Source organism: Cupriavidus pauculus (assembly GCF_022179805.1).
Classification (GTDB): domain Bacteria; phylum Pseudomonadota; class Gammaproteobacteria; order Burkholderiales; family Burkholderiaceae; genus Cupriavidus; species Cupriavidus pauculus_E.
This window is the reverse complement of the sequence record NZ_BPUO01000011.1, coordinates 180964-192923: the sequence shown is the minus strand read 5'-3', so window position 1 is coordinate 192923 and position 11960 is coordinate 180964. Positions and strand designations below refer to the sequence as shown.

Here is an 11960-nt window from a genome sequence, read left to right as displayed (position 1 = left end):
AGAGCATTCAGCGTTTCGTCAACAGTTTGCAGAAACTTTTTTCTGCCGGTCAGCGCCGCAAACCTTCTGCACCACCAACCACCGCTAACCCCTCAACCCTTGTCGCTGCTGCGTTTGCAGTGCGCTTTGTGTTGCGAGGGGGCGAATATTAGGCCCGATCTGCGCGCTTTGCAACACGCTTGTCACGGATTTGTGGGGAGAAACTTGTCACGCTCAACTCAAACCCTTGATCGGAAAGGAAAATCGGCCTGGAAATATCTTTCCAGGCCGATCAATACCCCTTTACTGTCCTCGGGTATTCCCTGACTCAAGTATTACTGGTGCTTAAAGTTGGGTGCTCTTTTCTCCACAAATGCGGCCATCCCTTCTTTCTGATCCTCGGTCGCAAACGTGGAGTGGAACAAGCGCCGCTCGAAGTGCACGCCTTCATTCAGCGTGGTTTCATAGGCCGCGTTGACCGATTCCTTGATCATCATGACCACCGGCAGCGAATAGCCGGCAATCGTCTCCGCCGCCGCAATCGCCTCGTCCACCAGCTTGTCGGCCGCCACCACGCGCGACACCAGGCCGGCCCGCTCTGCTTCGGCCGCATCCATCATGCGGGCGGTCAGGCAAAGGTCCATGGCCTTGGACTTCGATACAGCGCGCGGCAGGCGCTGAGTGCCGCCCGCGCCCGGCATCGTGCCCAGCTTCACCTCGGGCTGGCCGAACTTAGCGCTGTCGGCGGCAATCACGATGTCGCACATCATGGCCAGTTCGCAGCCGCCGCCCAGGGCATAGCCGGCCACCGCGGCAATCACGGGCTTGCGGATCCGGCGGATGGTCTCCCAGTTGCGAGTGATGTAATCGCCCTTGTAGACATCCATATAGGAGTACTTGGCCATCATCGAGATATCGGCACCGGCCGCAAAGGCGCGCTCGCTGCCGGTGATCACGATGCAGCCGATGGCGTCGTCCTGGTCGAAAGCCAGCAGCGCGGCGCCCAGCTCATCCATCAGCGCGTCATTGAGCGCGTTCAGTGCCTTGGGCCGATTGAGCGTCACCAGCCCAACCCGGCCGCGCGTCTCCGCCACGATGTTCTCGTACGACATGTCTTCTCCTTGTATGTATGGATTCCAAGTTCTGTAGCTAGCGGACCGATACTCGCCCGCCTTCGTGACAACGGTCAAGACGCCGTACCGCCAGGCAGGCGGCCCTGACCAAACCCCGAAACCCATTCACTACAAGGGGCCCGCGAAGGCCAGGTTTATTCCGGCACCACCCCGGCGGCGCGGATGATCTTGCCCCACTTGGCCACTTCCGCGTGCTGGAACGCCGTGAACGCCGCCGACGTCTTGCCCTCGGGCTCCACGCCCAGCGTGCGCAGCCGCTGCTGTACGGCCGGCGTCGCCACCACGGCGGCAATCTCGCTGCCCAGGCGGTCGACAATCGGCTTGGGCGTGCCGGCCGGCGCGAAGACGCCCTGCCACGACTGCATCTCGAAGCCCTTGAGCCCCTGCTCGGCCAGCGGACGCACGCCGGGCAGGCCAGGCAGCGCGTGGGCGGACGTCACGCCGATGGCACGCACGCGCTTGCCGTCGAGCATCGGCTTGGCGGCCGCCACGGTTTCGAACACCAGGTCAATCTGGCCGCCGATCAGGTCGGTCATGGCCGCTGCGCCGCCTTTGTACGAGATCTGTTGCAGTTGCGTGCCGGTGATGCTCTGGAACAGTTGGCCCGACAGCTGCTGCGAGCTGCCCGGGCCGGCGGTGCCGAACGTCAGCCCGTTCGGCTTGGCCTTGAGCGCGGCAACGATCTGGTCGACCGACTGGTACTTGCTGTCATTGGCCACCACCAGCACGTTGCTGACCGTGCCGACTAGGTTGACGGCCACGAAGTCCTTCACCGGGTCGTAGCCCAGCTTCTTGTAGAAGAACGGATTGACCGCGTGCGTGGTGATCGTGCCGCCCATGATCGTGTATCCGTCGGCGTCGGCGCGCGCCACGGCCTGGGTACCCAGGATGCCCGATACACCCGGCTTGTTCTCGATGACAACGGGCTGGCCCAGCCGCTGCGACAAGCCCTCGGCCACGATTCGCGCGGTGGCATCCGACACCCCGCCCGGCGAGAAAGGCACCACATACTTGATCGGCTTGCTGGGCCAGGTATCGGCCGCGGCCGACAGCGCCAGCGAAAGTCCAGCCAGCACGAAGCCGGCGCGCACGGCGCACCGAAGCATTGATTTCATGATTTGTCTCCAGGTCGTTCTTGTAGTGAGGCGGCGCCAGCGTCAGTAGCGCAGCCCGGCGGACGATCCATCCGCGGGCGCTTCCCGCCCGGCTTGCGCGGCCTGCCGGAAAGCCTGGGTGATCAGGCTGGTGGCCACGGTAGCGAAATAGCGCGCGCCAAACTGGCCGTAATGCCGTTCGTCGTCCGGCGACAGCGCGATGATGCCGGCGCATTTGCCCGCGCCATGCACCGCGCGCAGTGCCTGTTCGATCGCGGCGGCAACGGCCGGCGCTTTCCAGTCGTTGCCGTAGCCCATGGCGTGGGCCAGGTCGTTGGGGCCCACGAACACGGCATCCACGCCGTCCACGGCGGCGATGGCGGCCGCGTTGGCCACGCCCTCGGGCGTCTCGATCATGGCGATCAGCGCCACGCCTTCATTGCTGCGGGTGGTATGTGCCGCGCCTGGAAACGCGCCGTAGCCGGCGGCCCGGCCGCTGAACGCGCTGCCGCGCCGGCCCTCGCCCGGATAGCGCACGCGCTGCACCAGCTCGCGGGCATCGTCGGCGGTCTCGATCATCGGCACCTGCACGCCGCTGGCGCCCATGTCCAGCACGCGCGGGATGTCTTCCAGGAAGCAACGCACCACTGGCACGATGCCGCTCGCGCGCGCCGCCCGCAGCATGTGCTCGGTGGTTTCAAAGTCGGCCGCGCCGTGCTCGTTGTCGATGATGACGAACGTGAATCCCGCGTACGCGCACATCTCGACGATGGCGGGGCTGGGCAGCGCGGTGAAGATGCCACGCAGGGGCTCGCCGCTGCGCAGCAGGCCCGGCAGGCGGTTGTCGATGGGGTGCTGGATGGTCATATGTCTCGCGGATTTGTCGTGGGTCCCAGCACCTTGGCGGCCGGGTAAAGCCATTCTGGAGATCGACGAGTTATATTTCCAATACTACTTATGTATCGAATTTATACAGAGCCTGTATATGTATAGTCCGCTCGAACTGCGTGTGCTGTCGTCGTTCTTGGTGCTGGCCGACGAACTCAACTTCACGCGCGCCGCCCGGCGCCTGAACATGACCCAGCCGCCCCTGAGCCTGCAGATCAAGCAGCTTGAAGCCCAGGTGGGTGCGCAACTGTTCGAGCGCACCAAGCGCAGCGTGCGCCTGACGCCGGCAGGCCAGGTGCTGCGCGCCGAGGCCGGCAAGCTGCTCGATATCGAGCACCGCGCGCGGCAGATGGTGGGCCAGGCCGGCCGTGGCGAGGACGTGGGCCATCTCGGCATCGGCCTGACCGCCATTTCCGCCGTGGAGCTGGTGCCGAACATGCTCCGGCGGTTTTCAGCGGACCGGCCCGGCGTGCTGTATTCCCTGCGCGAGACCAGTTCGGAATCGATGATCCAGTCATTGCTGAACAATGAACTCGATGTGGCGATCCTGCGGCCGCCAGTCACCGATCCACGGCTTCAGGCCCGGCGGCTGATGTCCGAACCCTACGTACTGGCCGTGCCGCAGCACCATCCGCTGGCGGCGCGCCCGAAGGTGCAGGCGCGCGACCTGCACGGCGAAAGCCTGGCCGTGCTGGAGCGGCGCTTCGGCCAGTACGCGCACGACCAGATGATGACCTGGCTGGCCGAGCACAACGTGGTCCCGGCCCGCCTGCACGATGGCGCGCGCCACCATGCGGTGATGTCGATCGTGGCGGCCGGCATCGCCGTCGCGCTGGTGCCGGCTTCGGCCGCGGCACAGCCTGTCAGGGGCGCGGTCTTCCGCAGGCTGGCCGACCGCGACGTGCCCGCGCTGGAACTCTGGGTAGCGTTCCACAAGGAAATCGGCAACCCGATGACGCTGCCGTTCGTGGAACAGGCGCTGGAAAGCGCGGCCGCCTACAAGGTGGATGCCGCGTGCTTCGCCATGGGTGAATAGGGAGATGAATAGGGGTTCGGCAGGTATTGCGCCCTGCCCCCATCCCGACTAATATTGCCCGACCGACTGGTCGGTTTATTTAAAGCGTCCATGTGCCTGTCTACAATGGCCGTGCGACCTCGTGGCACAAGATCCACATACCGACCCGGAGAACACATGGCGCAGGAGACCCCCATGCCCCCGACCTCGTCGCACGCCCCGGCGCGTGCGAGTCTTGAATCCGGCCCCATCCTGCTGCGCTGGCAGGGCGATGTGGCTGTCGTCACGCTGAACCGGCCAGACAAGCTCAACAGCTTCACGCGCGACATGCATCGCGCGCTGGTCCTGGCGCTCGACCATGTCGAGGCCGGCGGCGCGCGGGCGCTGCTGCTGACCGGTGCCGGGCGCGGCTTCTGCGCCGGGCAGGATCTTGCCGACCTCGATTTCACACCGGGCCACGCCACCGATCTTGGCGAACTGATCAATACCTGGTTCAACCCGCTGGTGCGCCGCCTGCAGGCCCTGCCGCTGCCCGTGGTGGCCGCGGTCAACGGCACGGCGGCCGGTGCCGGCGCCAACCTGGCGCTGGCCTGCGACATCGTGCTGGCCGCCAAGTCCGCCAGTTTCATCCAGGCCTTCGTCAAGATTGGGCTGGTGCCAGACTCCGGCGGCACGTGGCTGCTGCCCAAGCGGCTGGGCATGGCCCGCGCGCTCGGGCTGGCGATGACCGGCGACAAGCTTGGCGCCGAGGAAGCCGAGCGCTGGGGCCTGATCTGGGAAGCGATGGACGATCCGCTGTTGCAGGAACAGGCCATGGCACTGGCCACGCATCTGGCCAGCCAGCCCACGCGGGCGCTGGCCGCGATCAAGCAGTCCATGCGGGCCAGCGCCACGAACACGCTGGACGAACAACTCGACATGGAACGCGATCTGCAGCGCGACCTCGGCCAGTCACATGACTATTCCGAAGGCGTGAACGCCTTTCTCGAAAAGCGCGCCCCGCATTTCAAGGGCGCCTGATCCCAGCCTGTTGCCCCTTTCCCAAAGGAGAGCCGCTTGACCCAAGATCCCCAGGCGCTGGCCCAGGCCGCCGCCGATGCGATGTACGAGTCCGACGCCTGCAGCCGCTGGCTTGGCATGGTGGTCCAGGAAGTGCGCCCCGGCTATGCCCGGCTGACCATGCCGGTACGCCCCGAATTCCTGAACGGCCACGCCATCTGCCATGGCGGCCTGATGTTCACGCTGGCCGATTCCGCGTTCGCGTTTGCCTGCAACAGCCACAACATCAACACCGTGGCGTCGGGCTGCTCGATCGAGTTCCTGCGGCCCGTGCATGGCGGCGACATGCTGACCGCCGAGGCCGTGGAGCAGATCCTGTCCGGCCGCCACGGCGTGTACGACATCAAGGTGACCAACCGCGCCGGCGAACCGGTGGCGATGTTCCGCGGCAAGTCCGCCCAGATCAAGGGACACGTCGTACCGGTGGCCGAGACCTGAAATACCGACAACGCCTTATCCCGCGCCAACGTAGCGCCCCCATCACGGAAACGTGGAGACAACATGCGTACGCGCCTCACCGACCTGCCCCTGGAGCCGGTCGAGACTGCCAGCCGGCAGCAACTCCAAGCGCTGCAGCTTGACCGCCTGAAATGGTCACTGCGCCATGCCTACGACAACTCGCCCGTGTATCGGCGCAAGTTCGACGAGGCGGGCGTGCATCCGGACCAGGTGCAATCGCTGGCCGATCTGGCCCGCTTTCCGTTCACGACCAAGAAGGACCTGCGCGACAACTATCCGTTCGGCATGTTTGCCGTGCCGCAAGACCGCGTGGCGCGCATCCATGCGTCGTCCGGCACGACGGGCAAGCCGACCGTGGTGGGCTACACGCTCAAGGACATCGACACCTGGGCCACGGTCATGGCCCGCTCGATCCGCGCCTCGGGCGCGCGGCGTGGCGACAAGGTGCACATCAGCTACGGCTACGGGCTGTTCACGGGCGGGCTGGGCGCCCACTACGGCGTGGAGAAGGCCGGGCTCACGGCGATTCCGTTTGGCGGCGGGCAGACCGAACGGCAGGTGCAGCTGATCCAGGACTTCAAGCCTGAAATCATCATGGTGACGCCCAGCTACATGCTGGCGATTGCCGACGAACTGGAGCGCCAGGGCATCGATCCGGCATCGACATCGCTGCGCATCGGCATCTTCGGCGCCGAGCCCTGGACGCCCGAAATGCGGCTGGCCATTGAAAAACGCATGGGCATCTCGGCCGTGGACATCTACGGTCTCTCTGAAGTGATGGGCCCGGGCGTGGCCAACGAGTGCGCCGAGACCAAGGACGGCCCCACCATCTGGGAAGATCATTTCTACCCCGAGATCATCGATCCCGATACCGGCGAGGTGCTGCCCGACGGCGAATTCGGCGAACTGGTCTTCACGTCGCTGACCAAGGAAGCGATGCCGGTGGTGCGCTATCGCACGCGCGACCTCACGCGCCTGATGCCAGGCACGGCCCGCGCGGCCTTCCGGCGCATGGAGAAGATCACGGGCCGCACCGACGACATGATGATCGTGCGCGGCGTGAACGTGTTTCCGTCCCAGATCGAGGAACTGATCCTCAAGCACAACGACCTCGCGCCGCACTACCAGTGCGTGCTGGCCAAGGAAGGCCCGCTCGACACGCTGACCGTGCGCGTGGAATGCGCCCACGGCGCCGAGCCCGCTGTGGCGGGCCACGCGCGCGAGCAGCTGGCGCAGGACATCAAGGCCTATATCGGCGTGACGGCCGGGATCGAGATCCTGCCAGAAGGTGGTGTGGAACGGTCGGTGGGCAAGGCGCGGCGCATCGTCGACAACCGGCAGCGCTGACCGGCCACCCGGCCACCCTAGACGCGCCGCACCTCGCGGCGCGGGGTGCCGCCCTTCTTCGGGCCGCGCTGGAACCCCAGCCGGCGCGCCAGCTTGTGCAGGTTGCTGGCGTCCACCCCAAGCTGGCGCGCGGCCTGCGCCCAGTTGCCGTCCTGCGCCAGCAGCGCCTGCTCGATGCAGCGCCGCTGGCACGAATCCACCGCTTCGCGCAGCGTGACCTCGGGCACCACCACGGGCGCCGCGGGCTGCGTCGCCACGGCGGCGGCCGGTGCGAGGCCCACACCATCCATATCGAACAGGTCGGAAAACAGGTCTGCGTCCAGCGTCAGGATGTCGACGCGATTCGCGCCCCGGCTCACGAGCTTCAGCGCGGCCCGGCTCACCACGTGTTCGAGTTCCCGCACATTGCCCGGCCACGGGTAGCGCCGCAGCGCGTCCTGCGCGGCCGCCGACAGCCGCAGGCTGCGCAAGCCCAGTCGCGCGCGATTCAGTTCCAGAAAGTGCCCGGCCAGCAGCAGCACATCGTTGTCCCGTTCGCGCAGCGGCGGGATCGGAATCGGATAGACCGACAACCGGTGATAGAGATCGGCGCGGAACGACCCGTCGCGCACGTGTTCCTTCAGGTGCCGGTTGGTGGCGGCAATCACGCGCACATCCACGTGGCGCGGCCGGTCGGATCCCAGCCGCTGGATCTCGCCGTTCTGCAGCGTGCGCAGCAGCTTGGCCTGGATCGATAGCGGCAGCTCGCCCACCTCATCCAGGAACAGCGTGCCGCCATCGGCCGCCTCGAAGCGGCCCGGGCGCTCGCCCGTAGCGCCCGAGAACGCGCCTCGCGCATGGCCGAACAACTCGCTCTCGGCCAGCGACTCGGGCAGCGCCGCGCAATTCACGTGGATCAGCGGCCGGTTGCGCCGCCGCGACAGCCGATGCAGCCGATGCGCGAACAGTTCCTTGCCCACGCCGGTTTCGCCCAGCAGCAGCACCGGCAGTTCGGAATCGGCCACCACGCGCAGTTCGTGCAGCAGATGGCTGATGGCCTGGCTCTGCCCGATGATCTCGCCGTCCTCGCGCACCACGTCGCCGACCGGTTCGTCGATGCGCCCCTGCCGCAGCGCGCGGATCTCTGACTCCAGCCGCGTGATGCGGATGGCGGCCTCCACCATCGGCGTCAGGCGCTGCAGTTCCACCTGCGCGGCATCGGTGAAGGTGCCTACCTGCAGCGCATCGAGCGTCAGCACGCCCCACGGCTTGCCCTCGGCCTGCAGGCTGATGCCCATGCAATCGTGCACGGGCAGCGGCTCGCCTACGTGTTCGTCGATCAGGCCGTCGTAGGGGTCGGGCAGCGCGCTGTCGTGATGGAAGCAGGTGACGCCACGCCGCGCCAGGATCGCCGCCAGCCGTGGGTGCAGGCTCACCGCAAAGCGGCGCCCTAGCGCGTCGCGCGCCAGGCCATCCACAGCCACCGGGCGCAGATGGTCTTCCTCCAGCCGCAGCAGCGCCACGGCACCGCAATGGAAATGCGCCCGCAGGCTGCCCACCAGCCGTTGCATGCGCACCGCCTGTGGCAGGTCCGCGCACAGGTCGGCCTGAAGTAGCTCGCCAATCATGGTTGAAAACACCCCAATCAGGTTCGATTCACCACACCGGTTCGCGGTCGAAAAAACCCTACCTAACGGTAAATCGTTGAATCTTTGAAGTTTTCTGTTGGGCACGAGATTCGCACAAGAGACGGCTGCACTTATTGAGAAGGAGCAAATCATGAGCATGCAATACCAGTCTCTTGGCCAGTTGGCCCGCCGGATTCCTGGCGCGACGAAGATCTTCCACGACTACGACCTCGACTTCTGCTGTGGCGGCGCCCACACATTGCGCGACGCGGCGCAGGCCAAGGGTCTGGATGCCGCCGCCATCGAAGCGCGCCTGCAGGCGCTGCAGGCCGAGGCGCCGGCCGATGGGCCGGACTGGAGCGACGCGCCGGCCGAGCAGTTGATCGGCCACATCCTTGCGCGCTTTCACGAACGCCATCGCGAGCAGTTGCCCGAACTGATCCGCCTGGCGCGCCGCGTGGAGGAAGTGCACGGCGACCGCCCCGAGTGCCCCGTGGGCCTGGCCGACCACCTGGGCGTGATGTTCCAGGAACTGCTGAGCCATATGCAGAAGGAAGAGCAGGTGCTGTTCCCGATGCTGTCGCGCGGCATGGGCCCCATGGCGTCCGCGCCGATCACCGTGATGCGCATGGAACACGACGACCACGGCGTGGCGCTGCAGCGGCTGTCCGACCTGACCCACGACATCACGTTGCCCCGCGCGGCCTGCAATACCTGGCGCGCGTTGTACCTGGGCCTGCGCACGTTCCGCGAAGACCTGATGGAACACATCCATCTGGAAAACAACGTGCTGTTCGAGAACGCCGTCCGGCCAGCGTCCGACCGCGCCCACTGACGCGCGACGTCCTTCGACTCCTGCCAACCCACAACGCGCATCCCGCGCACCCATCATGGGCCCCTACAAGAAACTATGGTTCACGCTGATCGCCGTGCTGGCGGTCACGTTTGCTTTGCTCGGCTACTACGGTACCGAGGTCTACCGGCAGCAGCCGCCCATTCCGGTGCAGGTCGTTACCGCCGATGGCACGAAGCTGTTCACCTCCGAAGACATCCTCGACGGACAGACCGCCTGGCAGTCGGTGGGCGGCATGCAGCTTGGCTCGATCTGGGGCCACGGTGCCTACCAGGCGCCGGACTGGACGGCCGACTGGCTGCACCGCGAGCTCACCGCCTGGCTGGACCTGGCCGCGCGCGAGCGCCACGGCAAGGACTTCGCCGCGCTCGATGTCGGCCAGCAGGCGCTGCTGCGTGCGCACCTGAAGGCCGAATATCGCGGCAACCAGACCGACGCCAGCAACGTGCTGACCGTGTCGCCGCGCCGGGCCAAGGCCATCGAGATGACGGCCGACTACTACCAGCGCCTGTTCTCCGACGCGCCCGAGCTGCGCAAGAGCCGCGAAAGCTTTGCCATGAAGGAGAACACGCTGCCATCGCCCGAACGGCGCGCGCAGCTGACGCACTTCTTCTTCTGGACGGCCTGGGCCGCCGCCACCGACCGCCCCGGCCATACCGCCACCTACACCAACAACTGGCCGCATGAGCCGCTGATCGACAACCGGCCCACCGCCGAGAACGTGGTCTGGTCGGTGACCAGCGTGGTCGTGCTGCTGGCCGGCGTGGGCCTGTTGATCTGGGCGTGGGCATTCCTGCGCGGCAAGGAAGAGCCGCTGCCGCCCGCCCCGGCCCGCGATCCGCTGTCGACCTTCGCGCTCACGCCGTCGCAACGCGCGCTGGGCAAGTACGTGTTCCTGGTGGTGGCGCTGTTCGCCTTCCAGGTGCTGATCGGCGGCTTTACCGCGCACTACACGGTGGAGGGGCAGAAGTTCTACGGTATCGACGTGTCGCAGTGGTTCCCGTACGCGCTGGTGCGCACCTGGCACATCCAGAGCGCGCTGTTCTGGATCGCCACGGGCTTCCTGGCCGCCGGGCTGTTCCTGGCGCCGCTGATCAACGGCGGCAAGGACCCGAAGTTCCAGCGGCTGGGTGTCGACGTGCTGTTCTGGGCGCTGGTGGTCGTGGTGGTGGGCTCGTTCGTGGGCAACTACCTGGCCATCGCGCAGAAGATGCCCGCGCACCTGAACTTCTGGCTCGGCCACCAGGGCTACGAGTATGTGGACCTGGGCCGGCTGTGGCAGATCGGGAAGTTTGCCGGCATCGTGATCTGGCTCGTGCTGATGCTGCGCGGCATCGCCCCGGCCTTCAAGGCACGTGATGGCGGTGACAAGAACCTGCTGGCGCTGCTGACGTCGTCGGTCGTGGCCATCGGCCTGTTCTACGGTGCGGGCCTGTTCTACGGCGAGCGCACCAGCCTGACCGTGATGGAGTACTGGCGCTGGTGGGTGGTGCACCTGTGGGTGGAAGGCTTCTTCGAAGTATTCGCTACCACGGCGCTGGCCTTCATCTTCTCCACGCTGGGCCTGGTGTCGCGCCCGATGGCCACCGCGGCCAGCCTGGCATCGGCATCGCTGTTCATGCTCGGCGGCATTCCGGGCACGTTCCACCATCTGTACTTTGCCGGCACCACCACGCCGGTGATGGCCATCGGCGCCACGTTCTCGGCGCTGGAGGTCATGCCGCTGATCGTGCTCGGTCATGAAGCCTGGGAAAACTGGCGCCTCAAGGAACGCGCCCCGTGGATGGAAAATCTGCGCTGGCCGGTCATGTGCTTCACGGCCGTGGCGTTCTGGAACATGCTCGGCGCCGGGGTGTTCGGCTTCATGATCAACCCGCCGATCTCGCTGTACTACGTGCAAGGTCTCAACACCACGCCGGTCCATGCTCACGCGGCATTGTTCGGGGTCTATGGGTTCCTGGCGCTGGGCTTCACGCTACTGGTGCTGCGCTATGTGCGGCCGGCCTACCGGCTGAGCTCGCGCATGATGTCGATTGCGTTCTGGGGGCTTAACGGTGGTCTTGTGCTGATGATCGGCACCAGCCTGCTGCCGGTGGGCATTATCCAGGCGCTGGCCAGCATCAGCGAGGGGCTCTGGTACGCGCGCAGCGAAGCGTTCATGCAGCAGCCGATTCTCCAGACGCTGCGCTGGATCCGGACGTTCGGCGATGTGGTGTTCCTGGTGGGCGCGCTGACGTTTGCGCTGCAGGTGGTGCTGGGATTGCTGGGAAAGGGTCCGACGCGAGATGTGCCGGAAGGGCAGTTGGCACGGCAGCGTGTTTGACTGTAACTACCTGATTGGTTTTGCTCTCCCTTGGTTTTGACTCCCCTCTCCCACTAACGTGGGAGAGGGGAGAAAACCGAGGGGTGGAATATTGCCTCGTTGATTTTGCTCCCCTCTCCCGCAACGCGGGAGAGGGGTTGGGGGAGAGGGCTTGGCGGCTCAATCCACGACATGTCGCAATTTGAACCGCTTGGCCCTCACCC

Annotated in this window: 10 protein-coding genes; 6 read left to right on the top strand and 4 right to left on the bottom strand. The window is 66.2% G+C overall.

Annotated features, from left to right (window positions below; genetic code table 11):
* Positions 1-314 precede the first annotated feature (314 nt).
* The 3 genes from MFF62_RS22345 to MFF62_RS22335 all read right to left on the bottom strand — a co-directional run bounded on the left by MFF62_RS22345 (position 315) and on the right by MFF62_RS22335 (position 3073).
* Positions 315-1091 (bottom strand): enoyl-CoA hydratase, encoded by a 777-nt coding sequence (locus tag MFF62_RS22345; RefSeq protein ID WP_238265290.1) that lies wholly within the window; start codon positions 1089-1091, stop codon positions 315-317.
* A 155-nt stretch (positions 1092-1246) separates the two neighbouring features.
* Positions 1247-2227, bottom strand: coding sequence for a Bug family tripartite tricarboxylate transporter substrate binding protein (locus tag MFF62_RS22340; RefSeq protein WP_238265289.1), 981 nt, complete (start codon positions 2225-2227; stop codon positions 1247-1249).
* A gap of 42 nt (positions 2228-2269) precedes the next feature.
* The gene (locus tag MFF62_RS22335) at positions 2270-3073 is read right to left on the bottom strand and encodes an HpcH/HpaI aldolase family protein (protein ID WP_238265288.1); all 804 of its coding nucleotides are present in this window, start codon (positions 3071-3073) and stop codon (positions 2270-2272) included.
* 118 nt (positions 3074-3191) lie between these two features.
* On the opposite strand from MFF62_RS22335, the gene MFF62_RS22330 reads away from it, so the two are divergent.
* From MFF62_RS22330 to paaK, 4 genes are all read left to right on the top strand, one after another.
* The gene (locus MFF62_RS22330; RefSeq protein WP_238265287.1) at positions 3192-4130 is read left to right on the top strand and encodes a LysR substrate-binding domain-containing protein; all 939 of its coding nucleotides are present in this window, start codon (positions 3192-3194) and stop codon (positions 4128-4130) included.
* A gap of 156 nt (positions 4131-4286) precedes the next feature.
* Positions 4287-5129 carry a 2-(1,2-epoxy-1,2-dihydrophenyl)acetyl-CoA isomerase PaaG gene (paaG, locus tag MFF62_RS22325; RefSeq protein WP_404990816.1) on the top strand — a complete coding sequence of 281 codons (843 nt, stop codon included), beginning with the start codon at positions 4287-4289 and terminating at the stop codon, positions 5127-5129.
* A 36-nt stretch (positions 5130-5165) separates the two neighbouring features.
* Positions 5166-5606 (top strand): hydroxyphenylacetyl-CoA thioesterase PaaI, encoded by a 441-nt coding sequence (gene paaI, locus MFF62_RS22320; RefSeq protein ID WP_238265285.1) that lies wholly within the window; start codon positions 5166-5168, stop codon positions 5604-5606.
* A 63-nt stretch (positions 5607-5669) separates the two neighbouring features.
* Positions 5670-6974, top strand: coding sequence for a phenylacetate--CoA ligase PaaK (paaK, locus tag MFF62_RS22315; RefSeq protein WP_238265284.1), 1305 nt, complete (start codon positions 5670-5672; stop codon positions 6972-6974).
* 17 nt (positions 6975-6991) lie between these two features.
* Here paaK and norR read toward each other — a convergent pair whose 3' ends face one another.
* On the bottom strand, positions 6992-8581 hold the full coding sequence (gene norR, locus MFF62_RS22310) for a nitric oxide reductase transcriptional regulator NorR (protein ID WP_238265283.1): 1590 nt from the start codon (positions 8579-8581) through the stop codon (positions 6992-6994).
* A gap of 151 nt (positions 8582-8732) precedes the next feature.
* On the opposite strand from norR, the gene ytfE reads away from it, so the two are divergent.
* Positions 8733-9416 carry an iron-sulfur cluster repair protein YtfE gene (gene ytfE / locus MFF62_RS22305; RefSeq protein WP_238265282.1) on the top strand — a complete coding sequence of 228 codons (684 nt, stop codon included), beginning with the start codon at positions 8733-8735 and terminating at the stop codon, positions 9414-9416.
* A 55-nt stretch (positions 9417-9471) separates the two neighbouring features.
* Complete coding sequence (locus MFF62_RS22300) at positions 9472-11757, top strand: nitric-oxide reductase large subunit (RefSeq protein ID WP_238265281.1); 2286 nt, start codon at positions 9472-9474, stop codon at positions 11755-11757.
* Positions 11758-11960 lie beyond the last annotated feature (203 nt).

Bases quoted from the DNA above. Each gene is read 5' to 3' on its own strand.
- norR (WP_238265283.1), bottom strand. From the start codon at position 8,581: ATGATTGGCGAGCTACTTCAGGCCGACCTGTGCGCGGACCTGCCACAG.
- MFF62_RS22300 (WP_238265281.1), top strand. From the start codon at position 9,472: ATGGGCCCCTACAAGAAACTATGGTTCACGCTGATCGCCGTGCTGGCG.
- paaG (WP_404990816.1), top strand. From the start codon at position 4,287: ATGGCGCAGGAGACCCCCATGCCCCCGACCTCGTCGCACGCCCCGGCG.
- MFF62_RS22345 (WP_238265290.1), bottom strand. From the start codon at position 1,091: ATGTCGTACGAGAACATCGTGGCGGAGACGCGCGGCCGGGTTGGGCTG.
- MFF62_RS22340 (WP_238265289.1), bottom strand. From the start codon at position 2,227: ATGAAATCAATGCTTCGGTGCGCCGTGCGCGCCGGCTTCGTGCTGGCT.
- ytfE (WP_238265282.1), top strand. From the start codon at position 8,733: ATGAGCATGCAATACCAGTCTCTTGGCCAGTTGGCCCGCCGGATTCCT.
- MFF62_RS22335 (WP_238265288.1), bottom strand. From the start codon at position 3,073: ATGACCATCCAGCACCCCATCGACAACCGCCTGCCGGGCCTGCTGCGC.
- paaK (WP_238265284.1), top strand. From the start codon at position 5,670: ATGCGTACGCGCCTCACCGACCTGCCCCTGGAGCCGGTCGAGACTGCC.
- MFF62_RS22330 (WP_238265287.1), top strand. From the start codon at position 3,192: ATGTATAGTCCGCTCGAACTGCGTGTGCTGTCGTCGTTCTTGGTGCTG.